Genomic DNA, 25,089 nt, shown 5'->3' with positions numbered 1-25,089 from the left:
GGTTCGCTCATCGGCTCAGTGTCCACCCACCACCATGTGGCTGAACGGGGCGACATAGGCCTGCAAGGTCACCAGGCCGCCGACCAGTATCGCCAGCACAATCGAATGGAAGAACACATAGCGCAGGATCTCCCCTTCATGCCCGTACCAGCGCGTGGCGGTGGAGGCGACCACGATCGACTGGGCATCGACCATCTTGCCCATGACCCCACCGGAACTGTTGGCCGCGGCCATCAATATCGGGCTGATGCCCAACTGTTCCGAGGTCACCCGTTGCAAGCCGCCGAACAGCACGTTGGACGCGGTGTCCGAACCGGTCAGGGCTACGCCGAGCCAGCCAAGCAGGGTGCCGAACATCGGGTAGAAGATCCCCGTCGCGGCGAAGGCCAGGCCCATGGTCGCGTCCAGTCCCGAGTAGCGCGTGAGGAAACCCAGCGCGAGCATCGCGGCGATGGTGATCAGCGAGAAACGCACCACCCAAAGCGTACGCAGGTATTGGCGTATCAGTTGCGGGATCGAATAGCCCATCAACAGGCCGCCGACAATCGCGGCCAGGAGGATGCCGCTGCCGGTGGCGGTGAACCAGGTGAACTTGTAGACCGCTTCCTCGGGTTTGGGCGCCGACACCACGGGCGGGACTTTCACCACCTGCAAGTGCAGGGTGCTGAAGGTCACGACTGGCGCGAACACCGGGCTGCCTTCGAACATCGGCTTGCCCTGGGGGTCGAGCTTGGCCGTGCTGGTTTGCGGGTCTATCACCGGGCGCACGTCAAAGTTGTTCTTGAAACTCTGGGTGCCCCAGATGAACACGAAGATGGTCAGGATGATCCACGGCATCCACGCGCGCATCACCGCCGGTTTCGCCTCGTTGGCAAACACGGCGGTCGCTACAGGCTTTTCATCGTGCTCGGCGTCGATCCGCGAGTTGTCGACCCGCCCGGACAGGGCGGCGGAGGTGTGCACGCTGGCCGGTTTCCACACCTTGAGGAAACCGGTCAGGCAGGCCATGGAAATCAGCGCGGCGATCACGTCCACCAGCATCGGCCCGTGATAGTTGGACACGAGGAACTGTGGCACGGCAAAACTGACCCCGGCCACCAGGATCGCCGGCCAGATTTCCAGCATCTTGCGCCAGCCGGCAAAGGCCCAGATCAACCAGAAAGGCACCAGTACGGAAAAGAATGGCAGCTGGCGACCGACCATCATCGACAGCTCCATTTCATCCAGTCCGGTGACCTTGGCCAGGGTGATGATCGGTGTGCCGAGGGCGCCGAAGGCCACGGGCGCGGTGTTGGCGATCAGCGCCAGCCCGGACGCGGCAAGCGGCGAGAAGCCCAGGCCGATGAGAATCGCCCCGGTCACGGCCACCGGCGTGCCGAAGCCGGCCGCGCCTTCGAAAAACGCGCCGAAGCAGAAGGCGATCAGCAGCAATTGCAGGCGGCGGTCATCGGTGATCCGCGCCAGGGAATCCTGAAGTACCTTGAACGAGCCGTTCTCGGTGGTCAGGCGGTGCAGGAAAATGATGTTCAACACGATCCAGCCAATCGGCAGCAAGCCGTTGGCCGCACCATAGAGCGCTGCGGAGCCGGCCATGTTCGCCGGCATGCCGAAGGCGAAGATGGCAATCAGCAGGGCCGAGGCCAGGGCGAGCAAGGCCGCCAGGTGCGCCTTGACATGAAAAAACGCGAGGGAGGCGAGCATCACCACCACCGGAGTGGCGGCCATGAGCGTTGAAAGCACCGGGTTGCCGAACGGATCGTAGACTTGCTGCCAGACCATGTTCCACCTCTGCTGTTCTTGTTGGACGTGCAGAGCCCCTGGGGGCGGTGGCAATGAGTATAGGTGGCATTATTACACTGTAAGGCTCGGCCTTCGGTCCTGCCAGACGGCGCGTTGCACAGGGCTGAGCTAGCATGGCCAGTAGGGTTTGCAACCATTGCGGGGAGGAGCGCCGTCATGACCGAGCGCCATCTGGAGCATAAGGAAACGTTGTCGAACGGATGCAATATCAGGGTCAAGGCCGAGATCTTGAAAGACGGTTCGCTGGGGATGTTCATCGGCGTCTATCGGCCCGATGGCACGGTCATCGATGAAAACCACGACCCACGGCCGCACATGCTGGACATGGAAGCGGCCATGGATTGGGGCATTGATATTGCGAAGGGGATTGGCAACAGCCAGAGATCGCTGTGACGCCAATGTTTTGCTTGCGGGTTCTGCTGGTGCGTACTGCCGGTTTTTGCCTTGAAACCGCGGTGGCTCATTCGCGAGCAAGCTCGCTCCCACAGGGGAACGCGGTCAAATGTGGGAGCGGGCTTGCTCGCGAAGCTTTTAACGCTGTTAGTGTTTGAACATCACATGGCGAACTACGGTGCAATCCTCCAGCCCGTAGGGCGGCGAGCTGATGATGGTCGCCGTCAGAATCCGAAGCTGCGGGCGGCGTTCCTCGCCACTTCAACATCCAGCAAATGTTCGGCCAGTACATCGTTCAAGAAACGGAACTGATCGGTGAGGCCGACCACTTCGTTGCTGAAATGATGCTCGGCGGCGGGGATCAGCAAGGCCTCGAACTTCTCGTTGAACGCCAGGGTCAACACTTTGCGGGACTCATACTGCTGCGAGTAGAAGTTGCTGCCGAAAAGCGGAAAGTGCACGGCGAGGGTGACGGTGTGGATCATGATGATGGGCCCTCTGGATCGAAGTTTCGGTATGGCTTGAGATTGATCCTACGCTGACGCCCGGCGGGCGGAAGGCAATCGTGGCGATGGTGGATATCGATAGAAGTGATGGTGGGATCTTCGGTGTCTTTGCCGGCCTCATCGCGAGCCTCAGTGAACGCGGCCCCTGTGGGAGCGAGCTTGCTCGCGATGAGGCCCTGAGAGCACCGCCACCTATACTTGAAACAGGAACCTTGCCTGCCGGACCACCCACCCGGCGCACATTTTCAGGAAGCCACGATCTTGAACCTGCGTTCGCTGATCGTCGTCATGCTGGTGACCCTGGCCGGTTGCGCCACGACCGCGCATGCGCCACCGCCCGCGCCCCCCGTGGTTGTTTCAGCCGCAACCTGGCAACAAGTGGACCGGGAAATCGTCGAGGCGTCGCGATCGGCCACCGAGCAAACCCGCATCTATTCACGCGGCGCCATGGATTATTGGCGCACGCGGGTTTATGAGCTGACCGAGCAGAACTTCATTCCCTGGTTCAGTAGCTATTGGACCCAGGAATGGCTGTCGATGAAAGTCAGCTGGTACACCATCAGCGCCAAGGGCGAGCAGGATGCCGCGGAGCAGCGCCTGGCCGATTACCTGCTGGAGGCGTATCAGGAAAAAGTGCTGGCCCCGGCTGCGCTGGAGGTCGATCCGGATTTGATTCTCACCCAGTCGGCGGCGTTCTATGTCGACATCCTCAAGGAAGAACTGCAAAAGATCAGCCAGCGCCATGGCGTGCCGATGGAGCAACTCAACGGGCGTATCCAGAAAATTCCTGCCATCGCCCTCGGTCCGCCGCCGGCGCGCAACGCCTCGCTGTATCAGGTCGTGCGTACCGAGCCGTTGACCACGCTGCCAGCGTATTCCGCGCTGGTGGACAAGGTGCACAAGGCCGGTGGCAGCAAGGGCGTCGATTCGACGGAAAACGCCATGGCGCCGGTGGCCAAGCGCGCCAGTCGACGGATGGAGGCCGAGATGGCTCCGCGCGGGGCGGCCAGCGCCGTCGCGGCAGCGGCCGGAAAACTCGCCGGCGGCCTGATCACGGTGGGTGTGGCGGGCATCCGCGCGTTGATCGAGGCCAGTGACCGCCCGGACAGTGAAGCGCTGATTCGCAGCAGCCTGGGCAACACTTTCGACAAAGCGTGGATGAAACTGGTGCAGAACCCGACCAGTGGCGTCATGGCCAGCACCTTGTACATGGCGGGGCAGATCGAGGGCAGTCTGGCGGCCAGCACGGAACCGTCGGTCGGTTTGAGCACAGGTTCTGTCGAATGGACGCCGCCGCAAACGACTACCCCGCAGAACACCCCATGATCCAAGGAGAGTACCCATGTCTTACGTTGATGGATTCATCGCTGCCGTACCCACCGCCAAGCGCGGGCAATACCTCGAACACGCAAAAGTCGCCGCCAAGGTCTTCAAGGAAAACGGCGCCCTGAGCGTGGTCGAATGCTGGGGCGAAGACGTGCCGCCGGGCAAGGTCACCTCGTTCCCGCTGGCGGTCAAGCTCAAGGAAGACGAGACCGTGGCCTTTGGCTGGATCATCTGGCCGGACAAGGCGACCCGCAACGCCGGGATGGAAAAAATGATGCAGGACACGCGCATGAAACCGGACGTCAACCCGATGCCGTTCGACGGCCAGCGCATGGTTTTTGGCGGGTTCGATCTGCTGCTGCAGTCCTGACCCGGTGGCAGGGTCACTCCGGCGACGGGGTGATCCTGCAACTCTTGCGCCGCTGTATCTCGTCGTCCGTCGGCCGCTCGCGAATGAACTCGAAGCGCGGCTCGCCTTCGCTGTAATGCACCAGCCAGCCCCATTCCAGCTTGAGTTCGTCCTGGCCGGGCTCGGGCGGTCTGGCCCACCATGGCTCTTTGCTGATGATCTGTCGCATGGCCCCCTCCGCTTGATCGGGATGCTAGAACTATAACGTGCATGCTGCCGGGTGCCAGAAAGGTGCCGGGCGGCGCTGTGGCGTTGGTTACACTGGAGGCTGTTTCCCGACGAGGTGCCCGGCATGAATGACGAATCCCGTGAGCCGTTCAAGCGCCTGTTTTTTGCCTTGGGCTGCGGCGCCGAACTGCGCCGTGACATCGGGCAATGGCGAGGCGCGCTGCGATTGCGCAGCGGACGACCGGTGCCGGCGGAGAATTTTCACCTGACCCTGATGTTTCTCGGCGCGGTCGATATCGCCCGGATCGCTGACCTCTGCACCGCTGCGGGCAACGTGCGGACGCCAGGCAAGCGCGTGACGGTGGTACTGGATCGACTGGATGTCTGGCGCAGGGCCGGGGTGTTGGTGTTGGGGGCTGAGGAGGCGCCCGCGGCGCTGCTGCGTCTGGTGTATGAGTTGGAGCAGGCCATGTTGCCCTTCGGCGTGCAGGACAAGCCGAAAGAGTACCGCCCGCACCTGACCCTGGCCCGAGACTACTGGGCGCCGGTGCCGGAGTCGCCGACCGCGCCGGAGTTTTTCCTGCGGGCCGAGCGCTTCACCCTGTTCGAATCCCACAAGGGGCGCTATCGGGCGTTGGCCGAGTGGCCATTGATTGCCGCCCAATAAAAAAGGCGCCCGAGGGCGCCAAACGTCACCTGAACCGAGGGAGCCAGGTGAGGCCGTTCTACAGAGAGGGTGCAGCGGTGGTAAGGCGCTGCATGAACGGAAATCGAGATTGCTGAAATCTGTGCTGGATGTCAGGGCCTCATCGCGAGCAAGCTCGCTCCCACATTGAAATGCAGACTGCTGCAGGAAGTGGCTTGCTCGCCAATAGAGTCCCGGGCTCATCCGATTGCTTAGGTGAGTGACTTACTCAGCTCCCACATTGAAATGCAGCCTCCTGTGGGAGCGAGCTTGCTCGCGAAAGCGGTCTCAGGCTCACCCTATTACTTGAGTGAATTATTTGCCCAACTTCACCCGCGTCCAGCCGCGGGTCATGATCCGCTGGGTGTTGATCGGCTGGTCCGGCACCGCATAGAGCGTTGCCATCACTGCTTCCGGCGGGTAGGAGCCCGGATCGTTGCGAATGGCTTCGTCGACCAGCGGCGTGGCGGCCGCGTTGGCGTTGCTGTAGCCGATGCTGTTGGTGATCTCGGCGATCACGTCCGCACGCATCAGGAAGTTCATGAACAGATAAGCGTTGTCGACGTTCGCCGCATCACGGGGAATCGCGAGCATGTCGTAGAAACTGCCGGCGCCTTCTTTCGGGATGCTGTAGTCGATCTTCACCTTGTCGCCGGCTTCCTGGGCGCGGGCCTTGGCCTGCAACACGTCGCCGGAGTAACCCACGGCCACGCAGATGTTGCCGTTGGCCAGGTCCGAGATGTATTTCGAGGAGTGGAAGTACGCCACGTTCGGGCGGATCTTCATAAACAGCGCTTCGGCTTCGGCGATGTGATCCTTGTCCTGATCGTTCACCGGGTAGCCCAGGTAGTGCAGGGCGGCCGGGATCATCTCGGTCGGCGAGTCGAGAAAGCTGATGCCGCAGGCTTTCAGTTTCTCGGCATTCTCCGGCTTGAACAGCAGGTCCCAGGAGTTGGTCGGGGCATTGGCGCCGAGCACTTCCTTGACCTTGGCCGGGTTGAAGCCGATGCCGATCGAGCCCCACATGTACGGGATCGCGTGGGCGTTGTCGGGATCGCTGGCCGAGGCGTTTTTCAGCAGCACCGTATTGAGGTTCTTCCAGTTCGGCAGCTTCGACTTGTCCAGCGGCTGATAGACGCCGGCCTTGATCTGCTTGGCCAGAAAACTGTTGGACGGCACGACGATGTCGTAGCCGGATTTGCCCGCCAGCAGGCGAGCCTCAAGGGTTTCATTACTGTCGAACACATCGTAGGTCACGCGGATGCCGGTCTCGTCTTCGAACTTCTTGACGGTGTCCGGGCCGATGTAGTCCGACCAGTTGTAGACGCGCAGTACCTTTTCATTGGCGTGGGCGCCGGTAACCATCGCGCCCAATAAGGACAGTGTCAGCAGAGTCCTGCCAAGCATTTTCATCGGTACAACTCCATTTCTTTTCTTATTCAAAATCACAAAACAGTGAACATAAAAACGGCGGTAAAACGGTAAGACTGTTGGCCAGGGAGCCTTTTGCTGCAAGGCCACTCTTTGGTCAGGGAGCCTTTTGCTGCAAGGCCACTCTGTGGTCAGAGAGCCTTTTGTTGCAAGGCCACTCTGTGGTCAGAGAGCCTTTTGTTGCAAGGCCACTCTGTGGTCAGAGAGCCTTTTGCTGCAAGGCCACTCTGTGGTCAGAGAGCCTTTTGCTGCAAGGCCACTCTGTGGTCAGAGAGCCTTTTGTTGCAAAGCCACTTCTGTGGCGAGGGAGCTTGCTCCCGTCCGGCTGCGAAGCAGTCGTAAAACCGTGCCACCCGGTGTATCTGAAACACCTTGCTCGCAGGTTTTGGGGCCGCTTCGCAGCCCAACGGGAGCAAGCTCCCTCGCCACAGTTAATCAGGCAGTACCTCAGGCAGTGGCTTCTGCCATTTGCTTTTTGGCAGGTTGCCACGACTCATTCGCGGTCTGGTCCATGGCTTCCTGGATCGCACGCTTGCGGCTGGCTTCGGCACGGCGGCTGAAGTACCAGACCATGAAGGTGACGATGGACACCGCCAACAGGATCAGGCTGGCCACGGCATTGATCTCAGGCTTCACGCCTAGGCGTACCGCCGAGAACACTTCCATCGGCAGGGTCGTCGAACCCGGACCGGAGACGAAGCTGGCCAACACCAGGTCGTCCAGCGACAGGGCGAAGGACATCATGCCGCCCGCTGCCAGCGACGGCGCGATCATCGGGATGGTGATCAGGAAGAACACCTTGAACGGTTTCGCACCCAGATCCATGGCGGCTTCTTCAATGGACAGGTCCAGCTCGCGAAGGCGCGCGGAGACTACCACTGCAACGTAGGCAGCACAAAACGTGGTGTGCGCGATCCAGATGGTGACGATCCCACGCTCCATCGGCCAGCCGATCAACTGCGCCATGGCCACGAACAGCAGCAACAGCGACAGACCGGTGATCACTTCAGGCATCACCAGCGGCGCGGTGACCAGGCCACCGAACAGCGTACGGCCCTTGAAGCGGGTAACACGGGTCAATACAAACGCGGCCAATGTACCCAGAGCCACTGCAGCCACCGCCGTGTAGCAGGCGATTTCCAGCGAGCGCACCACCGAACCCATCAGTTGGGTGTTGTCGAGCAGACCGGCGTACCACTTGAACGACCAGCCACCCCACACCGTCACCAGCTTGGAGGCGTTGAACGAGTAGATCACCAGGATCAGCATCGGCAGGTAGATGAACGACAGGCCGAGCACCAACATCATTTTTGAAAAACCGAAACGCTTCATCCCCGTGCCTCCATCTCTTTGGCCTGGCTGCGGTTGAACAGCAGAATCGGCACAATCAGGATCAACAGCATCACCACCGCCAGGGCAGACGCCACCGGCCAGTCGCGGTTGTTGAAGAACTCTTGCCACAACACACGGCCGATCATCAGGGTTTCCGGGCCGCCGAGCAGTTCCGGAATCACGAACTCACCGACCACCGGAATGAACACCAGCATGCAACCGGCGATGATGCCGTTCTTGGCCAGCGGCACGGTGATTTTCCAGAAGCTGTTGAAGGTGCTCGAACCCAGGTCCGAAGCGGCTTCCAGCAGGCTCTGGTCGTGCTTGACCAGGTTGGCGTACAGCGGCAGCACCATGAACGGCAGATACGCATACACCACACCGATATACACAGCGGTGTTGGTGTTGAGGATCTCGATCGGGTGCGAGGTCAGGCCGGTCCACATCAGGAACGCGTTGAGCAGGCCGTTGTTGCTGAGGATGCCCATCCACGCGTAGACGCGGATCAGGATCGCGGTCCAGGTCGGCATCATGATCAGCAGCATCAGCACGTTCTGTGCTTCCTTGCTCGCCTTGGTAATGGCGTAGGCCATCGGGAAACCGATCACCAGGCACATCATGGTGCTGAGCAGCGCCACCTTGAGCGAACCCAGGTAGGCGGACAGGTACAGCTCATCCTCGCCCAGCATGGTGTAGTTGCCGATGTTGAGCATCAGCTGGAATTTCTGCTCGGCGTAGGTGTAGATCTCCGAGTAGGGTGGAATCGACAGGGCGGCTTCCGAGAAGCTGATCTTCATCACCAGGAAGAACGGCAGCATGAAGAACAGGAACAGCCAGATGAACGGAATCCCGATGACGAACTTGCGTCCGCTGGGGACCCACCTCAGGAATTGCTGATTGAGAGTTTTCATCCGCGCAGTACCACGCCGCTGTCATCTTCCCACCACACGTAGACCTGATCGTCCCAGGTCGGACGTGCCCCACGGCGTTCGGCGTTGGCCATGAACGACTGCACGATCTTGCCGCCAGGCAGCTCGACGTAGAACACCGAGTGGCCGCCGAGGTAGGCGATGTCGTGGACTTTACCGGCGGACCAGTTGTAGCGGTTTTCCGGCTTGATGGTGCTGACCAGCAGTTTTTCCGGACGGATCGCGTAGGTGATCGACTTGTCCTGCACCGAGGTGCTGACGCCGTGGCCGACGTAGATCTTCTGCTCCAGGTCCGGGCTGTGAATGATCGCGTAGCCTTCCAGGTCTTCGACGACGGTGCCTTCGAAGGCGTTCACGTTGCCGATGAATTCGCAGACCATGCGGCTGACCGGCGCTTCATAGATGTCCACCGGGCTGCCGATCTGGGCAATCCAGCCCAGGTGCATGATCGCGATGCGCTGGGCCATGGTCATGGCCTCTTCCTGGTCGTGGGTCACCATCACGCAGGTCACACCGACGCGCTCGATGATTTCCACCAGCTCCAACTGCATTTGCGAACGCAGCTTTTTATCCAGTGCGCCCATCGGTTCGTCGAGCAGCAGCAACTTCGGACGCTTGGCCAGGGAACGGGCCAGGGCCACACGCTGGCGCTGACCGCCGGACAGTTGGTGCGGCTTGCGCTTGGCGTATTGGGTCATGTGCACCAGGCGCAGCATCTCTTGCACCCGGGCTTCGATTTCGGCGGCCGGCAAACGGTCCTGCTTGAGGCCGAAGGCGATGTTCTGCGCCACGGTCATGTGCGGGAACAGGGCGTAGGACTGGAACATCATGTTGATCGGACGTTCGTATGGCGGCATGTCGGTGATGTCGACGCCGTCGAGCAGGATTCGCCCTTCGGTCGGACGCTCGAAACCGGCAAGCATGCGCAGCAGGGTCGATTTGCCCGAGCCGGAGCCACCGAGCAGGGCGAAGATTTCGCCCTGATGGATCTCCAGGGACACATCGTCCACCGCCGTGGTTTCGTCGAATTTCTTGGTGACGCGATCGACTTTCACCAACACCTTTTTCGGTGCCTGGTGACCTTCAAGAGCCTTCCTGTAGATGCTGGAGGCGTTTGCCATGTGAAACTCCCAACAGGTTTCAGTCGTCGGGCCAACGCGGCCCGACTTAATAGTGGATTGCAAACCCGGGTTGGATATCGCCGGCCGATTCAACGGTGATCCCCTGTGGGAGCGAGCTTGCTCGCGAATGCGGTGTGTCAGGCACCGATGACGTCGACTGACACGCTGTCTTCGCGAGCAAGCTCGCTCCCACATGGATCGCGTTTTCCTGGCGATACCCTTCGGGTTTATTCGGCGCCGCCGTCCTGGCTGCCTGGTAGTACTTGTTGTTATCGCAGTGTGTTGTTGTCGCGAACGGCACGCGCCAAGGCGCCTGCCCGCTCGCGGGGGCAGTAAAAGGGTTGAATTCGGGTGTTTGGGTTCGTCAGCTCGAGTGACGCAGTGCCGCCCGTTGCCGGCAAGCTTCGCCGAACGCCTGGAAAATCTTCAGGTAAGGCGGGTTGTCCAGCACCTGCCATTCCGGGTGCCATTGCACGCCGAGGGCGAAGCTCTTGCTGTTTTCCACCGAGACCGCTTCGATCAAGCCATCGGGTGCAATGGCTTCGGCACGCAGGCCGGGTGCCAGGCGGTCGATGCCCTGGCTGTGAATCGAATTGACCTGGAACACAGCAGGCAGGTCCAGCGCCTGGAACACGCCACCGGGCTGTACGTCGACTGCATGAGCAGGTGCGTACTGCACGGCGAGTTCCGGGTGGTCAGCTTCGCGATGATCGAGGAAGCCCGGCAGCTCGTGGACTTTCTGATGCAGGCTGCCACCGAACGCCACGTTCATTTCCTGGAAACCACGGCAGATGCCGAGGACCGGAACGCCAGCGGCAATGGCGGCGCGGATGAGCGGCAGGGTGGTGCGGTCCCGTTGCGGATCGTGCTCGGTACCGGGGGCACTGGCGGGGCCTTGATAGTGGAAGGGTTCCACGTTCGACGGCGAGCCGGTCAGCAACAGACCGTCGAGCTGCGGCAGCAGGTCCTCGATGTCGGTCAGGTCGCCCAGGGAAGGAATAACGACAGGCAGCCCCAGCGCCGCAACGCTGACAGCACGCAAGTACTTGTCACCGCTGATGTGGTAGGGGTGCAGGCCAATCTGTTTGACGCATGCAGTAACGCCGATCAATGGCTTGAATGCCATTTTTATCACCTCGAAGTTTCACACTTGAACGAGCTTTTCCGCAGCTTAGCCGCGTTGATTTTAATTAACAACTCTAATGTCAAAAATTCTAAACGCCAAACGTCTGAAGCTCAGGATTTACGTGTGTTTCAGCACGTTTCTGGTTTCTTCGCTGCTCTGAGAGGCCCGAAAATAAACGCTCAACGGCCAGGTGTTCGCTATTGACTTCACTTTGCCTTTCGGATTGACTGGGCTCGTGAAAGGGCAGTGAACATAATAATTAACAGCTAAATAGGTGCATCATGTCGGTCCCTCTGCGTACCGTTCAACTCAACGAAGCAAACGCATTCCTTAAGAAATATCCTGAGGTTTTGTACGTCGACCTTCTGATTGCGGATATGAACGGTGTGGTGCGCGGTAAGCGCATCGAGCGCACCAGTCTTCATAAGGTGTACGAGAAAGGCATCAACCTGCCGGCGTCTCTGTTTGCTCTGGACATCAATGGCTCCACGGTGGAAAGCACCGGCCTGGGTCTGGACATCGGCGACTCCGACCGGATCTGCTACCCGATCCCTGGAACCCTGAGCATCGAGCCTTGGCAGAAGCGCCCGACCGCTCAACTGCTGATGACCATGCACGAACTCGAAGGCGAGCCGTTCTTCGCCGACCCGCGGGAAGTTCTCGCCAATATCGTGCGCAAGTTCGACGACATGGGCCTGACCATCTGCGCCGCGTTCGAGCTGGAGTTCTACCTGATCGACCAGGACAACGTGAACGGTCGTCCGCAATCGCCACGTTCGCCGGTGTCCGGCAAGCGTCCGATGTCGACCCAGGTCTACCTGATCGACGACCTCGACGAATACGTCGACTGCCTCCAGGACATTCTGGAAGGCGCCAAAGAGCAAGGCATCCCGGCTGACGCCATCGTCAAGGAAAGTGCCCCGGCGCAGTTCGAAGTAAACCTGCACCACGTGGCCGACCCGATCAAGGCGTGCGACTACGCGGTCCTGCTCAAGCGTCTGGTGAAGAACATCGCCTACGACCACGAGATGGACACCACCTTCATGGCCAAGCCGTACCCAGGCCAGGCGGGTAACGGTCTGCACGTGCACATTTCGATCCTTGATAAAGAAGGCAACAACATCTTTGCCAGCGAGGATCCCGAGCAGAACGCCGCGCTGCGTCACGCGATCGGCGGTGTGCTCGAGACCCTGCCGGCGCAGATGGCTTTCCTCTGCCCGAACGTCAACTCCTACCGTCGTTTCGGTGCACAGTTCTACGTGCCGAACTCGCCGAGCTGGGGCATCGACAACCGCACCGTGGCCGTCCGCGTGCCGACCGGTTCGCCGGACGCCGTGCGCATTGAGCACCGCGTGGCCGGTGCCGACGCCAACCCGTACCTGCTGATGGCTTCGGTGCTGGCCGGCGTACACCACGGCCTGACCAACCAGATCGAGCCGGGCGCGCCGGTGGAAGGCAACAGCTACGAGCAGAACGAGCAGAGCCTGCCGAACAACCTGCGTGATGCACTGCGCGAGCTGGACGACAGCGAAGTCATGGCCAAATACATCGACCCGATGTACATCGACGTGTTCGTGGCGTGCAAGGAAAGCGAGCTGGCCGAGTTCGAGAACTCCATCTCGGACCTCGAGTACAACTGGTACCTGCACACCGTCTGACAAGCACACCTGTGGCGAGGGAGCTTGCTCCCGTTGGGCCGCGTAGCGGCCCCGCTCTTTTATCTGAAAAGCGAGGACTGCTGCGCAGTCCAACGGGAGCAAGCTCCCTCGCCACGGGTTATTCACCTTTTTGTGCCGTCACCTATTCCCCTGCGTCGAGTCACAACCATGACAATTACTCGCAGCGATTGGGAGCAACGCTTCCAGTCCCTCACTATCGAAGGCCGCGCGTTCATCGACGGTCAATACTGCGCAGCCGCCAGCGGCGCCACGTTTGAATGCGTGAGCCCGGTGGACGGTCGCTTCCTGGCCAACGTCGCCAGCACTGACGAAGCCGATGCCAACGCCGCCGTTGCCGTCGCCCGCCGCACCTTCGAGTCCGGCGTCTGGGCCAACCTGGCCCCGGCCGAGCGCAAGCGCATCCTGATCCGTTTCGCCGACCTGATCCTGGCAAACAAAGAAGAACTGGCCCTGCTCGAAACCCTCGACATGGGCAAGCCGATCAGCGACTCGTTGAGCATCGACATTCCGGCGACCGCCAACGCGATCCGCTGGACCGCCGAAGCCATCGACAAGGTCTATGACGAAGTGGCTGCCACGCCTCACGACCAGCTCGGTCTGGTCACGCGCGAAGCGGCCGGCGTAGTTGCCGCCATCGTGCCGTGGAACTTCCCGCTGATCATGGCCAGCTGGAAATTCGCCCCGGCCCTGGCGATGGGCAACTCGTTCATCCTCAAGCCGTCGGAAAAGTCGCCGCTGACCGCGATCCGCATCGCCCAGTTGGCGCTGGATGCCGGTATCCCCAAAGGCGTGTTCAACGTGCTGCCAGGCTACGGTCACACCGTCGGCAAGGCGCTGGCGTTGCACATGGACGTCGACGTGCTGGCCTTCACCGGTTCCACGGCGATTGCCAAGCAACTGATGATCTACGCCGGCCAGAGCAACATGAAACGCGTGTGGGCCGAAGCCGGTGGCAAAAGCGCCAACGTGGTGTTCGCCGACGCACCGGATCTGCGCGCCGCCGCACAGGCCGCAGCGGGCGCCATCGCCTTCAACCAGGGCGAAGTCTGCACCGCCGGTTCGCGTCTGCTGATCGAGCGTTCGGTTCGCGAGCAGTTCATGCCACTGCTGGTCGAAGCGCTGCAAGCGTGGAAACCGGGGCACGCACTCGATCCTGCCACCACCGTGGGCGCGGTCGTCGATCAGCGTCAACTGGACAACGTGCTGCGCTACATCGGCATCGGCAAGGAGCAGGGCGCCCAGCTGATCGCTGGCGGCAGCCGCACCCTCGAAGACACCGGTGGCCAGTACGTCGAGCCAACGATCTTCGACGGTGTGACCAACGCCATGACCATCGCCCAGGAAGAAATCTTCGGCCCGGTGCTGTCGGTCATCACCTTCGACAGCGCCGAAGAAGCCCTGGCGATTGCCAACGACAGCATCTACGGCCTGGCCGCCGGTGTCTGGACCGCCAACCTGAGCAAGGCCCACACCTTCGCCCGTGGCTTGCGTGCCGGCAGCGTCTGGGTCAACCAGTACGACGGCGGCGACATGACCGCGCCGTTCGGCGGGTTCAAGCAATCGGGCAATGGCCGGGACAAATCGCTGCATGCGTTCGACAAGTACACCGAACTCAAAGCGACCTGGATCAAGCTCTGACACCTTATTCAAGCGACGGCCGCCTGCAGATTGCTCGCGGCCCTCGGAGAAACCTATGAATCACAGCGCCTCCAAGCAACCCTATGTAAACAGCTACTACGCGGCGACCCGCAACTTCACCGGCGACTTCCCGGTGCTGGAAGAACTGGTCGAATGCGACGTCTGCGTGATCGGCGCCGGCTACACCGGTCTGTCTTCGGCCTTGTTCCTCGCCGAAGCGGGCTACAGCGTGACCGTGCTCGAAGCCGCCAAAGTCGGTTTCGGTGCCAGCGGTCGCAACGGCGGTCAACTGGTCAACTCCTACAGCCGCGACGTTGACGTCATCGAAGAGCGCTACGGCGACAAGACCGCCGAAGTGCTGGGCAGCATGATTTTCGAAGGCGCCGACATCATTCGTCAGCGCATACAGCACTACGACATCCAGTGCGATTACCGTCCTGGCGGCATTTTCGCGGCCATGAACAAGAAGCAGTTCAAAGGCCTGGCCGAGCAGAAGAAGAGCTGGGAACGCTACGGCAACAAAAACCTGACGCTGCTCAGCGAAGCCGATATCCAGCGCGAAGTTGGTTCCGATGCCTACGTCGGCGGTCTGCTCGACATGCAGGGCGGCCACATTCACCCGCTGAACCTGGCCCTAGGTGAGGCGTCGGCTATCATCGGCCTGGGCGGCAAGATCTTCGAACAGTCGGCGGCGGTGGAGATCACCTACGGCGAACCGATTACCGTGCGCACCGCCAAAGGCGTGGTCCGTGCCAAGTACCTGCTGATCGCCGGTAACGCCTACCTGCCGCAAGGCCTCGACAACCGCGTGACCAGCAAGAGCATGCCGTGCGGCTCGCAGATCGTGGTCACCGAGCCGTTGTCGGAGCAGCAGGCGCGCAGCCTGATCAAGAACAACTACTGCGTCGAAGACTGTAACTACCTGCTCGACTACTACCGCCTGACCGCGGACAACCGCCTGCTCTACGGCGGTGGCGTGGTCTACGGTGCGCGCGAGCCGGATGACATCGAACAACTGATCCGCCCGAAGATCCTCAAGACCTTCCCGCAACTGAAGGACGTGAAGATCGACTACCGCTGGACCGGCAACTTCCTGCTGACCATGTCGCGCATGCCGCAATTCGGCCGTATCGAGAAGAACGCCTACTACATGCAGGGCTACAGCGGCCACGGCGTGACCTGCTCGCACCTGGCCGGCAAGCTGATCTCGGAAATGATCCGTGGCGACGCCGAGCGTTTCGACGCCTTTGCCTCGCTGCCGCACATGCCGATGATCGGTGGCCGTACCTTCTCGGCACCGCTGACCGCACTGGGCGCCGTGTACTACTCGCTGCGTGACCGTTTCGGCATCTGAGGCTTTACCTCCCCGGTGACTCCCGGTAGAGGGCGTCACCGGTTTTTTATCTGAAACACCGCTGTACCCTGTGGCAGCCAGCCTGCCGGCGATGAGGCCATATCAGCCAAAATCGATGTCGCCTGACACAGCGTTTTCGCGAGCAGGCCCGCGTCCACAGGTCATGTTACTTCATGGCAAATGGCTATTTTTCCAGCCGTCCATCGAAGCTGCTGAGCATTACGAACAAACGTGATTTAATAGCCGCCTTTCACGTTTCCGGGACCGGAAAAACGGCGCGATCCGTGCTGTTTTCCACCCCCCATTACCCTTAAGCGGTACGCACATAAGGCTGTCATGGACACGGGCTCACGACTCAAATTAGTACGCGAAAGCTACAAACTGTCCCAGCGCGAGCTGGCCCGGCGTAGCGGCGTCACCAATGCCACCATCTCCCTGATCGAACAGAATCGGGTGAGTCCTTCCGTCAGCTCCCTGAAGAAACTGCTGGAAGGCATCCCCATGTCCCTGGCCGACTTCTTCACCTTCGACCAGCCGCCCCGCGAACACCAGTACGTCTTTCGCGCCAACGAACAGCCAGACCTGGGCCGCCACGGCCTGCGCCTGCTGCTGATCGGCGCCTCGGTGCCAAGCCGGCAGATGCGTCTGCTGCGCGAGCAATACGCGCCAGGCGCCAGCTCCGGTGAAGAGCCAATTGTCCACGCCGAAGGCGAGGAGTGCGGTCTGGTGACCCGTGGTACGGTGGAGTTGACCGTGGACGGGCAGGTGAGCGTATTGAGCGCCGGCGATGGCTACTACTTCCCGACCACCTTGCCGCACCGCTTTCGCAATATCGGCGCGGATGAGGCCGAGATCATCAGCGCCAACACTCCGGCGAACTTCTGATGTGAACGCGTGACGTGTGGGAGCCGGCAGGTTCCCGCAGGCCTGACCGTTTGTCCGTTGCACTGCACCTTCCCACCCATCCTTCTTCCAACGCTTATCACCCCCAAGCAGGAAGAATCAGCATGTTCAATCAAAAAGTAGTGGTGCTGGCACTCGCGGCGATCCTCTCGAGTGCTTCGTTGCAGGCCATGGCGGCCAACAGTGCGGGCGGGTCCACCGCCGATGATGGCAGCAGTCAGACCCGTGAACCGGCGCAGCCGGCAACCAACGCGGACCCGGATGCGGCGTCGTTGCCTCAGGGTGCGGACGGTGGCAAGACCGATAACGGGCCGGTGCCGGCCGGGTCCAAGCCTGCGGCCGGTGGGCAGACGGGTAACAGCAGTGGCGGCAGCAAGGGTGGCGGTTAGTTTTTGCCATTGATACAGAGAAGCCCGGCCAATGGCCGGGCTTGTTCCTGAAGAGTCCCGTTTCCTGAAGCCCCCCTGTTTCTTGGAACGCTCTGTGGCGAGGGAGCTTGCTCCCGTTGGGGTGCGCAGCAGCCCCAAGATCGGTCGTCTCCATTTCAAGGGTTTCCACAATGACCAGATTGCGGTGGCAAGCCGCCGAACGGGAGCAAGCTTCCTCGCCACAGGATGTGATTTTCTATAGCTCCGAGAGATCAGTGCCGCGCCTGCGCCGATTGCGCGTTGTGCGTCACATGCTTGGGCCCCGCGAATGCCCACAGAATTAGCCCCAGCAACGGCACAAACACAATCACCACCATCCACACGCCCTTGGTGCTGGCCGTGCCTTCGCTCTTGCGCACCCGGTTGATCGCCCACAATTCAACCAGTATCAGTACAGCCGCCAGCACGATCCACATCGTTTCATATTGCATTCGCCACCTCCTGAATAGTCAGTCAATTAGGCGGATGCTCGCGGGCAGGGTTCATTAAATTTGCGCCGGATCACTGCGCAATGAATGACCGAACCGCCGCAATGGTCGGCGCCGGTGCTTCTTCCATCAGCCAATGCCCGGCGCCAGGTACCACCAGTTCGGTGACCTTGTCGGCGGCATTGCGCATGACGATGGCTTCGTTGGCGCCGAAGGATTTTTCGCCGCCGATGGCCAGCACCGGCATGCTCAGTTTGGTCGCCAACCCGGCTTCGTTGTCCACGGCGTCCTGGCGAATGCTGCGGAACTGGGCGAACGCGGCATGCATGGCGCCGGGGCGGGCGTAGAGTTTGGCGTAGTGCTGGCGGGTGCCTTCGTCGACCTTGGCCGGGGTGCCGGCGAACTCGTTCCAGAAACGGTCGAGGTAGATGCGTTCGCGCCCGGCCACCAGGCGTTCCATGTCCGGCCCGCCGAAGTCGAAGTGCCACAGCATCGGTGAGCGCACGATGTCATTCCATGGCGGGATGCCCGGCACCGGCGCGTCCATCACCACCAGGCGTTCGGTGCGATCCGGATAGCGCGAGGCGTAGGCGAAGGCGACCATGGTGCCGATGTCATGGCCGATGACCACCGAATGTTCGATTTTCAGCGCATCGAGAACGCCGCGAATGTCCGCCGCCTGGGTCTTTTTCTCGTAGCCGGCAGCCGGGATCGAGGACAGGCCCATGCCGCGCAAGTCCGGCACGACCACGGTGTGGTCCCGGGCCAGGTCTGCCGCCAGTGGCGCCCACATGTCGCCGGTGTCGCCGAAGCCGTGCAGCAGTACCACCGCCGGGCCTTTGCCGCCGACGCGCACGTGCATCGTGACCCCATCGAGCTTGATGTCCTGGGTCTTGAATGTAGCGGGGAAGGGCGTGACATCGGCGTGAGCCGCAAGGCTTAGGGTGAGGGCGGTGAGTGCGGTCAGCAACAGTCGGGTCATGTCGAGGCTCCAGGGCGGATCGTTGGAAGCACTGAAGCGCATGTCCTCCGGTGGCTCAACAGCGTGCAGGCATGGCTTCGATCGAATGAGCGTAGACGCTTTGCACACTCACCTACGGTGAGTTGTCGTTATTGCTGGGCCTCGCTGCTCGCCAGTGTCCGGTCAACCAGGCGAATACTGTTGCGCCCGCCACGCTTGGACGCATAAAGCGCCGCGTCGCCTTGTTCGATCAAAGCCGCCAGGCTGGCCGGTGGCTGGTCGAACAGGCTGGCGCCGATGCTCAGGGTCACCGCTTGTGGGGTGGCGAAGGTCTGTGCCGCGCTGTGATGAAATTGCTCACGCAGGGCGCTGCCCAGGGCGGCGATGTGCTCGCTGGAGGTGTTGCTCAGCAGAATGACGAACTCGTCGCCGCCCAGCCTGGCCGCCAGCGCACCGTCGGGCAGCAATGAGCGGATCATTTCACTCAAGGTCACCAGCAGGCGGTCGCCTGCGGTGTGTCCGTACAGGTCGTTGACCAGTTTGAAATTGTCGATGTCGATCAGCAGCAAGGCCGCGGGGCGCGCGGGTGATACGTCCTCCAACAGGCGCGGAGCGCGCACGTCGAGGGCGCGGCGGTTGTACAGGGTGGTCAATGGGTCGCGGGCGGCCAGGCGCTCGATGCGTTTTTCCCGGCGATAGCGTTCGGTGCCGGTCATCGACAGCGCGATCAGCATGATCGCCATCACGCCCTCGACCAGGGAAATCTGGATGATCTCACCGCGAAATGCGGCCAGATCGATCAGGGTGCCTGGAATGACCGCGGTCAGCGCCTTGATCAGATAAAACACGCCATGGATCAACAGCACATAGCGCAGTTGTACGGCGCCGACACTCAATGACCTGCCATGGGGGCGCAGAAGAAAACTCGCCCGCAGTGTCAGCAGCGCAACCAGCAGGGAGTTGGCCAGCAGCATGATTTTCGACCAGGACGGCTCGTCCGGTAGCAGCAGCAGGGCCAGCCAAATGACGATTATCAGAAGCCAGGCGCGGGACAGTCTTGCATTGGTGAAGCGCGCCACACCCAGCAGGAAACAGCCGTGGGCGATCACCAGCAAGCCGTTGGCGAACCAGATGCCGACCAGCAACAGACCGCTGCTGCGCAGCAAGGCGAGGGTCGACCCCACGGCAATGGTGGCAAAACCCGCGCTCCAGAACGCCAGTGAAGGTTCGCGGATGCTGCGCCATTCGATCGCCAGATACAGCGCAGCGGCCGCGGCGAGGGCGATCGAAAGGGTCAACATCGTGGGAGGGTCGAGCGCCATAGCCTTGTTGCCTGTAATTAGTGCAATGAAAGGGCATGATTGTAAGCGTTCGGACTGGGTTTTCGCAGCGTCCCGATGATGGCAATTGGCCCTTTACTTCGGCGTTAACAGCCAATAACGTCTACCACGCAGGCACCGACCTGCTCATTCAAGGAAAAAAGGCACGTCACAGCTACCGGCACCGACCGGCGAATGTGGACATGCATGCCTGTAGAGGTTTAATGATGAGCGAAGTCGCTGATCACGGCGTCCGCTTCGGACGCATCGCAGTCATGGTTCCGGTCAAGGACATGGACAAGGCCCATGACTTTTATACAAAGGTCCTCGGCTTTACCAAGACCTTTGAAAACGGTAACCCGGTGGGTTTCATGATTCTCAAGCGCGATCAGGGCGAACTGCACCTGACGTTGCAGCCCGATCACCCAACCCCGAACTTCAACGTTGCGCATATGATGGTCGACGATGTCGACCGCTTGTACCGGATTTGCCAGCAACATGGCGCCAGGATCATCAAGCGCATCAAGGATCAGGAATACGGTCTGCGTGCGTTTGTGTTCGAAGACCCGGATGGCAACCGTATCGATGTAGGCCAGCCGATCTAAGCGTTCAACAACAGGGCGAGTCTGTTCGCCCTGTTGTCCAAGGAGGTGCGGTATGGATCGATTCACCGGTGGTTGCCTGTGTGGCAACGTTCGTCTGGTCGCTTCGGGCCGACCCTATCGAGTGGGCCTGTGCCACTGCCTCGATTGCCGCAAGCATCACGGCGCCTTGTTCCATGCGTCGGCAATCTTCCCTGGGGATGCAGTGACGATCGAAGGCGAGACCCGCGACTATGCCGGGCGGTATTTCTGCCCGCGCTGTGGCTCGTCGGTGTTCGCCCGCAGCGGCGACGAAATCGAAGTCAACCTCGGCTCGCTGGACGCCCCGGACCAACTGACCCCCACCTATGAAAGCTGGACCGTGCGCCGTGAGTCCTGGCTGCCGGCGTTTGCGCTCGCCAGGCATTACAGGGGCGACCGTGAGGGCACCGGGCGCAGCGAAGACTGAGTGACTACTGAACCTTGGCCGCCTGCTTGATGTTGCCGCAGAAAAGATCGGCGCTGCCGTCGGTCGCGGCGCTACGCACGACGATGGAGTAGTCGCCGCCCATCAGGGTGGCTATCGGCACCGGCGCACTGCGCGAGAAGGTCCAGCCGCGAATCGGTTGGCGTTCGGTGATGACCTTGTCGTTCAGGTCATAGGCCACGGTACCCGGCTGTTCGCAACTGCCCTTGTAGATGAAGGAATACAGACGCAAGGGCAACGCCGCGCCGTTGGGAACGCCACTGACAATGAAGTTCAGGCCGGTCTGATGGCCCCAGTCCGTCAGCGTGACGTTGGCGATCTGCCCGGGGTTCTGCCGGGTGGCCTGCAAATTCAGATTGACGCTCGAGTTTGATGATGTAGTGCAGCCAGCCAGACTGGCGGTGATCATCAGCGCTGCAAGGGAATGTCTGCGATTCATGAGCCATCTCCTGTGAAGAGGTGCCGAACTAGAAGATTAGCGCGTATGGCCCATTAATCGAGAACGTGGCGCCAGGAAAATTCTTTCGCAGCCATAGCCAAACATTCATTTCATCGATAGCTATCATTAAAGAATGCAAGTTCTGTTTTTCGTCCAGAAGAGGACGATAGCGCTGTACCGATCTCGCTTTCATAAGGAACCTGCGCGATGAGAATTTCGACTCTGTTGGCTTTCGTCGCAGTCTTGACCGGCAGCCTTGCTGCCACCCTCCCGGCCTATGCGGATGATCCGGCCTGCCATTTCCTGCCCATGGCCGACAGCACGGCCAGCCTGCAGCACGCGCAATCCGTAGCGGTGCTCTACAGCGAAAACACCCTGAGTACCCTGCAATACCTGGAGAACTACCACCAGGTGGCGGTCAACGGCGCGAAGAATCCGCAACTGGACCCACGGATCAGCGGCGCCTTTGTCGACAGCTCCGATCCGCAGCGGGCGATCAACTGGTTGATGGCTTCGTTGCAAAAGCAATTCAAGACGGTGACGGTCTACGACAACCTCGATGCGGCCTTGCAGGCGCATCCGGATGCGGTGGTGATGCTCGACACCTACAGTCGTCTGGTGTCGCGGCGTAACAACCAGGTCGAGGCACGGTTTGTCGCCAAGTTCTACGATGCCAACCTGCAATACATCGGTCAGGCCGAAGGCTCCCGTGCCGCGACATTGCCGTCGGTCTGGGTGCATGGCAAGGCGGCGCCGCAGATCGCCGCGCAAATCAATCAGCAGACCGAACTGCAAGTCAATGCGCTGAAACAGTTCGACGCCTCGCTCAAGTCGTTGATGTCCACAGGTGCCGGCAACGTGGCTTCGGTGGCGACCAATTGATCCGCATCTGACCCTCGCAACACTCAACAGGCGGCTTTCGGGCCGCCTTTTTTATTGTTGTACGCGCGCGCTGCGTTTTCCTTCCTGATTGCACAAACCGGCTACATTTGTACGTTACCGAGGATGTCGATCAGGAGTCATTCATGAGTCAGCAAGGCAGCCATCCGCCACAACGTGCTCCCGGTACAGACGGCCAGAGCGTGGCGCGGGGTGTGCTGATTCCCGAATGGCTGAGCAACTATCAACCGGGCTGGCTCAGGAGCGATGTGATCGCCGGACTGACGGCCTCGGCCGTGGTGATTCCCAAGGCACTGGCCTACGCCACCATCGCCGGCTTGCCGGTGCAGGTCGGTCTGTACACCGCGCTGGTGCCAATGGTGATTTATGCCGTGCTCGGCACCTCGCGCCCGCTGAGCGTCAGTACCACCACCACCCTGGCAATCCTGGCCGGATCGGCGCTGGGGCAGATCAGCCCGGAAGGGGATACGGCGACTCTGCTGGCCGCTTCCGCGACCCTGGCGTTGATGGTCGGCGCCATCCTGATTGTCGCCGGGCTGCTGCGCCTGGGTTTCGTCGCCAACTTCATTTCCGAACCGGTACTGGTGGGTTTCAAGGCCGGGATAGGCGTGGTCATCGTGCTGGATCAGTTGCCGAAGCTGCTCGGCACCCATATCGACAAAGGCAGTTTCGCCCATAACGTCCTGGCCACCTTGCAGAGCATCGGCCACGCCTCGTTGCCGACGGTCGCGGTGAGTGTGTTCACCGTGTTGCTGCTGGTGGGCATGAAGCATTTTTCCCCGCGTCTGCCGGCGCCTTTGATTGCCGTGGCGCTCGGTATCCTCGGCATGAGCCTGCTGAATCTGCAGCAGCTGGGGGTCACGGCTGTCGGTCTGGTGCCCACCGGGCTGCCGTCGCTGACGCTGCCGGTCTGGTCGCTGAGCGAAACCCTGTGGCCTTCGGCATTGGGTATCGCCTTGATGAGTTTCACCGAAACCATCGCTGCGGGACGCGCGTTTGCCGGCAACGACGAACCCACACCGCAACCGAACCGGGAACTGTGGGCCACGGGTGTGGCCAATATCGGCGGCGCCTTTCTCGGCGCCATGGTGGCCGGTGGCGGCACCACGCAAACCGCGGTCAACAGCCTGGCCGGTGCCCGCTCGCAAGTGGCGGCGCTGGTGACGGCCGCACTGGCGCTGGGCACCTGTCTGCTGCTGGCGCCCTTCATTGGCATGATGCCCAACGCCACGCTTGCCGCCGTGGTGATCGTCTATTCGGTGGGCCTGATCGAGCCGGCGGAGTTTCGCGAGATCCTGGCGATTCGCCGCACCGAATTTGTCTGGGCCGTGGTCGCGATGATCGGGGTGATGTTGCTCGGCACCTTGCAAGGCATCGTGGTCGCCATCGTCGTTTCGCTGCTGGCCCTGGCGTACCAGGTGTCCGATCCGCCCGTGCATGTGCTGGGCCGCAAACCCGGGACCAATGTCTTCCGTCCGCAGCCTTCGGGTAGCGCCGACGACGAACAATTTGCCGGCATGTTGTTGCTCAGGCCCGAAGGCCGGGTGTTCTTCGCCAATGCCGAGCGCATCGCGGAAAAGATCCGCCCGCTGATCGACCAGTACCGGCCGCAGGTGGTGGTGCTCGATCTGCGCAGCGTGTTCGACCTCGAATACACCGCATTGAAGATGCTCACCCAGGCCGAGCAGCGCATGGTTGAGAAGGGCGTCGAGCTGTGGCTGGTGGGCATGAGCCCCAGCGTGTCGGCCATGGTGGTCAAGGCACCCTTGGGGCACACGCTGGGCAAGGCGCGCATATTCCACAACCTGGAACTGGCGGTTGAGCATTACCGGCTCAGTCGTCCGTGAATAACCGTTGTTTGACCCATTGAACGAGGTTTGGGTGATGGCGAAGAAAAAGGCTGCAGCGCAGGGCAAACCGCAGGAAAAAGAAAAGCTCAAGAACAAGGACTATCTCAATGAACTGGCCCGGCTGCATGTCGAGCTGGTGAAGTTGCAGCAGTGGGTGCAGCACAAGGGACTCAAGGTCTGCATCCTGTTCGAGGGCCGCGACGGCGCGGGCAAGGGTGGGACGATCAAGGCGCTCACCGAGCGGGTCAGCCCGCGTGTGTTCCGCGTAGTGGCATTGCCGGCACCGACCGAACGGGAAAAAAGCCAGATGTACCTGCAGCGTTACCTGCCGCACTTGCCGGCGGCCGGCGAAATCGTGATTTTCGATCGCAGCTGGTACAACCGCGCCGGTGTGGAACGGGTCATGGGTTTTTGCACCGAAGCGCAGACCGACACCTTCCTCAACATGGTCGCGCCACGTGTCGAACAGGCGCTGGTGGAGTCGGGGATCATTCTGCTCAAGTACTGGCTGGAAGTCAGCGAGGAGGAGCAGACCCGACGCCTCAAGGGGCGCATCACCGACGGTCGCAAGATCTGGAAGTTGTCGCCGATGGACCTCAAGTCCTATAGCCGCTGGTACGACTATTCCCGGGCCCGCGACGCCATGTTCGCGGCGACCGATACCGAGTTCGCGCCTTGGCGGGTGGCCGTTTCAGATGACAAGCGACGGGCGCGGCTGAACATCATCAGCGACGTGCTGACACGTATTCCTTATGAGGAAGTGCCGCGCTCGAAAGTGAAATTGCCCAAGCGCCAGGCGCGGGGTGATTACCGGGAGCCGAACTACCCCTTCAAGTTCATCCCGCAGAAATTCTGAATTTCAGATGGGGAAGGCCGCAGGAGCGAGGCTCCTGCGG

Annotated in this window: 26 protein-coding genes; 14 read left to right on the top strand and 12 right to left on the bottom strand. The window is 61.2% G+C overall.

The features are described from left to right. Nucleotides 1-15 precede the first annotated feature (15 nt). Nucleotides 16-1,779: an L-lactate permease gene (locus EIY72_RS18495; RefSeq protein WP_093223145.1), complete on the bottom strand. Its 1,764-nt coding sequence runs from the start codon at nucleotides 1,777-1,779 to the stop codon at nucleotides 16-18. A gap of 177 nt (nucleotides 1,780-1,956) precedes the next feature. Between EIY72_RS18495 and EIY72_RS18490 the strand changes: the two genes are divergently transcribed. Then, on the top strand, nucleotides 1,957-2,193 hold the full coding sequence (locus tag EIY72_RS18490; RefSeq protein WP_093223143.1) for a hypothetical protein: 237 nt from the start codon (nucleotides 1,957-1,959) through the stop codon (nucleotides 2,191-2,193). Nucleotides 2,194-2,417: 224 nt separating this feature from the next. On the opposite strand, the gene EIY72_RS18485 is transcribed toward EIY72_RS18490, so the two are convergent. Continuing rightward, the gene (locus EIY72_RS18485; RefSeq protein ID WP_093223141.1) at nucleotides 2,418-2,678 is read right to left on the bottom strand and encodes a hypothetical protein; all 261 of its coding nucleotides are present in this window, start codon (nucleotides 2,676-2,678) and stop codon (nucleotides 2,418-2,420) included. Between the two features lie 282 nt (nucleotides 2,679-2,960). Here EIY72_RS18485 and EIY72_RS18480 point away from each other — a divergent pair, with 282 nt between their 5' ends. Both EIY72_RS18480 and EIY72_RS18475 read left to right on the top strand, forming a co-directional pair. Beyond that, a complete protein-coding gene (locus EIY72_RS18480; RefSeq protein WP_093223139.1) occupies nucleotides 2,961-4,025 on the top strand; it encodes a hypothetical protein in 1,065 nt (354 codons plus the stop codon). Between the two features lie 16 nt (nucleotides 4,026-4,041). After that, nucleotides 4,042-4,395, top strand: coding sequence for a DUF1428 domain-containing protein (locus EIY72_RS18475; RefSeq protein ID WP_093223137.1), 354 nt, complete (start codon nucleotides 4,042-4,044; stop codon nucleotides 4,393-4,395). A gap of 13 nt (nucleotides 4,396-4,408) precedes the next feature. Here the strand turns inward: EIY72_RS18475 and EIY72_RS18470 are convergent, their stop codons facing one another. Beyond that, nucleotides 4,409-4,603, bottom strand: a complete 195-nt coding sequence (locus tag EIY72_RS18470) for a hypothetical protein (protein WP_093223134.1) — start codon at nucleotides 4,601-4,603, stop codon at nucleotides 4,409-4,411. A 123-nt stretch (nucleotides 4,604-4,726) separates the two neighbouring features. On the opposite strand from EIY72_RS18470, the gene thpR reads away from it, so the two are divergent. Then, nucleotides 4,727-5,269 carry an RNA 2',3'-cyclic phosphodiesterase gene (gene thpR, locus EIY72_RS18465; RefSeq protein WP_093223131.1) on the top strand — a complete coding sequence of 181 codons (543 nt, stop codon included), beginning with the start codon at nucleotides 4,727-4,729 and terminating at the stop codon, nucleotides 5,267-5,269. Nucleotides 5,270-5,602: 333 nt separating this feature from the next. Here the strand turns inward: thpR and EIY72_RS18460 are convergent, their stop codons facing one another. From EIY72_RS18460 to EIY72_RS18435, 5 genes are all read right to left on the bottom strand, one after another. Further along, complete coding sequence (locus EIY72_RS18460; RefSeq protein ID WP_093223129.1) at nucleotides 5,603-6,700, bottom strand: polyamine ABC transporter substrate-binding protein; 1,098 nt, start codon at nucleotides 6,698-6,700, stop codon at nucleotides 5,603-5,605. 465 nt (nucleotides 6,701-7,165) lie between these two features. Next, complete coding sequence (locus tag EIY72_RS18455; protein ID WP_093223126.1) at nucleotides 7,166-8,050, bottom strand: ABC transporter permease subunit; 885 nt, start codon at nucleotides 8,048-8,050, stop codon at nucleotides 7,166-7,168. After that, nucleotides 8,047-8,961, bottom strand: a complete 915-nt coding sequence (locus EIY72_RS18450) for an ABC transporter permease subunit (protein WP_093223124.1) — start codon at nucleotides 8,959-8,961, stop codon at nucleotides 8,047-8,049. Before EIY72_RS18450 ends, EIY72_RS18455 begins: the two co-directional genes overlap by 4 nt. After that, nucleotides 8,958-10,100, bottom strand: a complete 1,143-nt coding sequence (potA, locus tag EIY72_RS18445; RefSeq protein ID WP_093223122.1) for a polyamine ABC transporter ATP-binding protein — start codon at nucleotides 10,098-10,100, stop codon at nucleotides 8,958-8,960. Before potA ends, EIY72_RS18450 begins: the two co-directional genes overlap by 4 nt. Before the next feature lie 364 nt (nucleotides 10,101-10,464). Continuing rightward, complete coding sequence (locus EIY72_RS18435) at nucleotides 10,465-11,226, bottom strand: gamma-glutamyl-gamma-aminobutyrate hydrolase family protein (RefSeq protein WP_093223120.1); 762 nt, start codon at nucleotides 11,224-11,226, stop codon at nucleotides 10,465-10,467. 281 nt (nucleotides 11,227-11,507) lie between these two features. Between EIY72_RS18435 and EIY72_RS18430 the strand changes: the two genes are divergently transcribed. The 5 genes from EIY72_RS18430 (at nucleotide 11,508) to EIY72_RS18405 (ending at nucleotide 17,189) form a co-directional block, all read left to right on the top strand. Then, the gene (locus tag EIY72_RS18430) at nucleotides 11,508-12,884 is read left to right on the top strand and encodes a glutamine synthetase family protein (protein WP_093223118.1); all 1,377 of its coding nucleotides are present in this window, start codon (nucleotides 11,508-11,510) and stop codon (nucleotides 12,882-12,884) included. A 168-nt stretch (nucleotides 12,885-13,052) separates the two neighbouring features. Continuing rightward, nucleotides 13,053-14,543 (top strand): aldehyde dehydrogenase, encoded by a 1,491-nt coding sequence (locus tag EIY72_RS18420; RefSeq protein WP_093223116.1) that lies wholly within the window; start codon nucleotides 13,053-13,055, stop codon nucleotides 14,541-14,543. Nucleotides 14,544-14,598: 55 nt separating this feature from the next. After that, complete coding sequence (locus EIY72_RS18415; RefSeq protein WP_093223114.1) at nucleotides 14,599-15,897, top strand: NAD(P)/FAD-dependent oxidoreductase; 1,299 nt, start codon at nucleotides 14,599-14,601, stop codon at nucleotides 15,895-15,897. Nucleotides 15,898-16,233: 336 nt separating this feature from the next. Next, the gene (locus EIY72_RS18410) at nucleotides 16,234-16,782 is read left to right on the top strand and encodes a cupin domain-containing protein (RefSeq protein WP_093223112.1); all 549 of its coding nucleotides are present in this window, start codon (nucleotides 16,234-16,236) and stop codon (nucleotides 16,780-16,782) included. Between the two features lie 122 nt (nucleotides 16,783-16,904). Then, nucleotides 16,905-17,189 (top strand): hypothetical protein, encoded by a 285-nt coding sequence (locus tag EIY72_RS18405; RefSeq protein ID WP_093223110.1) that lies wholly within the window; start codon nucleotides 16,905-16,907, stop codon nucleotides 17,187-17,189. A gap of 251 nt (nucleotides 17,190-17,440) precedes the next feature. Here the strand turns inward: EIY72_RS18405 and EIY72_RS18400 are convergent, their stop codons facing one another. The 3 genes from EIY72_RS18400 to EIY72_RS18390 form a co-directional block, all read right to left on the bottom strand. After that, complete coding sequence (locus EIY72_RS18400) at nucleotides 17,441-17,659, bottom strand: PLD nuclease N-terminal domain-containing protein (RefSeq protein WP_093223108.1); 219 nt, start codon at nucleotides 17,657-17,659, stop codon at nucleotides 17,441-17,443. Nucleotides 17,660-17,729: 70 nt separating this feature from the next. Continuing rightward, on the bottom strand, nucleotides 17,730-18,638 hold the full coding sequence (locus tag EIY72_RS18395) for an alpha/beta fold hydrolase (RefSeq protein WP_093230611.1): 909 nt from the start codon (nucleotides 18,636-18,638) through the stop codon (nucleotides 17,730-17,732). Nucleotides 18,639-18,766: 128 nt separating this feature from the next. Continuing rightward, on the bottom strand, nucleotides 18,767-19,939 hold the full coding sequence (locus EIY72_RS18390; RefSeq protein WP_093223106.1) for a GGDEF domain-containing protein: 1,173 nt from the start codon (nucleotides 19,937-19,939) through the stop codon (nucleotides 18,767-18,769). 224 nt (nucleotides 19,940-20,163) lie between these two features. Here EIY72_RS18390 and EIY72_RS18385 point away from each other — a divergent pair, with 224 nt between their 5' ends. Beyond that, nucleotides 20,164-20,541: a glyoxalase superfamily protein gene (locus EIY72_RS18385; RefSeq protein ID WP_093223105.1), complete on the top strand. Its 378-nt coding sequence runs from the start codon at nucleotides 20,164-20,166 to the stop codon at nucleotides 20,539-20,541. 52 nt (nucleotides 20,542-20,593) lie between these two features. Continuing rightward, complete coding sequence (locus EIY72_RS18380) at nucleotides 20,594-20,986, top strand: GFA family protein (protein WP_093223103.1); 393 nt, start codon at nucleotides 20,594-20,596, stop codon at nucleotides 20,984-20,986. A 4-nt stretch (nucleotides 20,987-20,990) separates the two neighbouring features. Here EIY72_RS18380 and EIY72_RS18375 read toward each other — a convergent pair whose 3' ends face one another. After that, nucleotides 20,991-21,443: a hypothetical protein gene (locus EIY72_RS18375; protein ID WP_093223101.1), complete on the bottom strand. Its 453-nt coding sequence runs from the start codon at nucleotides 21,441-21,443 to the stop codon at nucleotides 20,991-20,993. Between the two features lie 207 nt (nucleotides 21,444-21,650). Between EIY72_RS18375 and EIY72_RS18370 the strand changes: the two genes are divergently transcribed. The 3 genes from EIY72_RS18370 to ppk2 all read left to right on the top strand — a co-directional run bounded on the left by EIY72_RS18370 (nucleotide 21,651) and on the right by ppk2 (nucleotide 25,049). Then, nucleotides 21,651-22,325 carry an ATPase gene (locus tag EIY72_RS18370; protein WP_093223098.1) on the top strand — a complete coding sequence of 225 codons (675 nt, stop codon included), beginning with the start codon at nucleotides 21,651-21,653 and terminating at the stop codon, nucleotides 22,323-22,325. 143 nt (nucleotides 22,326-22,468) lie between these two features. Then, nucleotides 22,469-24,190 (top strand): SulP family inorganic anion transporter, encoded by a 1,722-nt coding sequence (locus EIY72_RS18365; protein WP_093223096.1) that lies wholly within the window; start codon nucleotides 22,469-22,471, stop codon nucleotides 24,188-24,190. Between the two features lie 37 nt (nucleotides 24,191-24,227). Further along, nucleotides 24,228-25,049, top strand: a complete 822-nt coding sequence (ppk2, locus tag EIY72_RS18360) for a polyphosphate kinase 2 (protein WP_093223094.1) — start codon at nucleotides 24,228-24,230, stop codon at nucleotides 25,047-25,049. Nucleotides 25,050-25,089: the final 40 nt, after the last annotated feature.

This window comes from Pseudomonas vancouverensis, from assembly GCF_004348895.1.
Classification (GTDB): domain Bacteria; phylum Pseudomonadota; class Gammaproteobacteria; order Pseudomonadales; family Pseudomonadaceae; genus Aquipseudomonas; species Aquipseudomonas vancouverensis.
The sequence above is the reverse complement of the archived record's forward strand: the minus strand, read 5'-3'. Positions and strand labels throughout refer to the sequence as shown.

What these genes read in the sequence shown, in the direction of transcription:
- EIY72_RS18495 (WP_093223145.1), bottom strand. Translation starts at nt 1,779, where the DNA reads ATGGTCTGGCAGCAAGTCTACGATCCGTTCGGCAACCCGGTGCTTTCA.
- EIY72_RS18490 (WP_093223143.1), top strand. Translation starts at nt 1,957, where the DNA reads ATGACCGAGCGCCATCTGGAGCATAAGGAAACGTTGTCGAACGGATGC.
- EIY72_RS18485 (WP_093223141.1), bottom strand. Translation starts at nt 2,678, where the DNA reads ATGATCCACACCGTCACCCTCGCCGTGCACTTTCCGCTTTTCGGCAGC.
- EIY72_RS18475 (WP_093223137.1), top strand. Translation starts at nt 4,042, where the DNA reads ATGTCTTACGTTGATGGATTCATCGCTGCCGTACCCACCGCCAAGCGC.
- EIY72_RS18470 (WP_093223134.1), bottom strand. Translation starts at nt 4,603, where the DNA reads ATGCGACAGATCATCAGCAAAGAGCCATGGTGGGCCAGACCGCCCGAG.
- thpR (WP_093223131.1), top strand. Translation starts at nt 4,727, where the DNA reads ATGAATGACGAATCCCGTGAGCCGTTCAAGCGCCTGTTTTTTGCCTTG.
- EIY72_RS18460 (WP_093223129.1), bottom strand. Translation starts at nt 6,700, where the DNA reads ATGAAAATGCTTGGCAGGACTCTGCTGACACTGTCCTTATTGGGCGCG.
- EIY72_RS18455 (WP_093223126.1), bottom strand. Translation starts at nt 8,050, where the DNA reads ATGAAGCGTTTCGGTTTTTCAAAAATGATGTTGGTGCTCGGCCTGTCG.
- EIY72_RS18450 (WP_093223124.1), bottom strand. Translation starts at nt 8,961, where the DNA reads ATGAAAACTCTCAATCAGCAATTCCTGAGGTGGGTCCCCAGCGGACGC.
- potA (WP_093223122.1), bottom strand. Translation starts at nt 10,100, where the DNA reads ATGGCAAACGCCTCCAGCATCTACAGGAAGGCTCTTGAAGGTCACCAG.
- EIY72_RS18435 (WP_093223120.1), bottom strand. Translation starts at nt 11,226, where the DNA reads ATGGCATTCAAGCCATTGATCGGCGTTACTGCATGCGTCAAACAGATT.
- EIY72_RS18430 (WP_093223118.1), top strand. Translation starts at nt 11,508, where the DNA reads ATGTCGGTCCCTCTGCGTACCGTTCAACTCAACGAAGCAAACGCATTC.
- EIY72_RS18420 (WP_093223116.1), top strand. Translation starts at nt 13,053, where the DNA reads ATGACAATTACTCGCAGCGATTGGGAGCAACGCTTCCAGTCCCTCACT.
- EIY72_RS18415 (WP_093223114.1), top strand. Translation starts at nt 14,599, where the DNA reads ATGAATCACAGCGCCTCCAAGCAACCCTATGTAAACAGCTACTACGCG.
- EIY72_RS18410 (WP_093223112.1), top strand. Translation starts at nt 16,234, where the DNA reads ATGGACACGGGCTCACGACTCAAATTAGTACGCGAAAGCTACAAACTG.
- EIY72_RS18405 (WP_093223110.1), top strand. Translation starts at nt 16,905, where the DNA reads ATGTTCAATCAAAAAGTAGTGGTGCTGGCACTCGCGGCGATCCTCTCG.
- EIY72_RS18400 (WP_093223108.1), bottom strand. Translation starts at nt 17,659, where the DNA reads ATGCAATATGAAACGATGTGGATCGTGCTGGCGGCTGTACTGATACTG.
- EIY72_RS18395 (WP_093230611.1), bottom strand. Translation starts at nt 18,638, where the DNA reads ATGACCCGACTGTTGCTGACCGCACTCACCGCCCTCACCCTAAGCCTT.
- EIY72_RS18390 (WP_093223106.1), bottom strand. Translation starts at nt 19,939, where the DNA reads ATGGCGCTCGACCCTCCCACGATGTTGACCCTTTCGATCGCCCTCGCC.
- EIY72_RS18385 (WP_093223105.1), top strand. Translation starts at nt 20,164, where the DNA reads ATGAGCGAAGTCGCTGATCACGGCGTCCGCTTCGGACGCATCGCAGTC.
- EIY72_RS18380 (WP_093223103.1), top strand. Translation starts at nt 20,594, where the DNA reads ATGGATCGATTCACCGGTGGTTGCCTGTGTGGCAACGTTCGTCTGGTC.
- EIY72_RS18375 (WP_093223101.1), bottom strand. Translation starts at nt 21,443, where the DNA reads ATGAATCGCAGACATTCCCTTGCAGCGCTGATGATCACCGCCAGTCTG.
- EIY72_RS18370 (WP_093223098.1), top strand. Translation starts at nt 21,651, where the DNA reads ATGAGAATTTCGACTCTGTTGGCTTTCGTCGCAGTCTTGACCGGCAGC.
- EIY72_RS18365 (WP_093223096.1), top strand. Translation starts at nt 22,469, where the DNA reads ATGAGTCAGCAAGGCAGCCATCCGCCACAACGTGCTCCCGGTACAGAC.
- ppk2 (WP_093223094.1), top strand. Translation starts at nt 24,228, where the DNA reads ATGGCGAAGAAAAAGGCTGCAGCGCAGGGCAAACCGCAGGAAAAAGAA.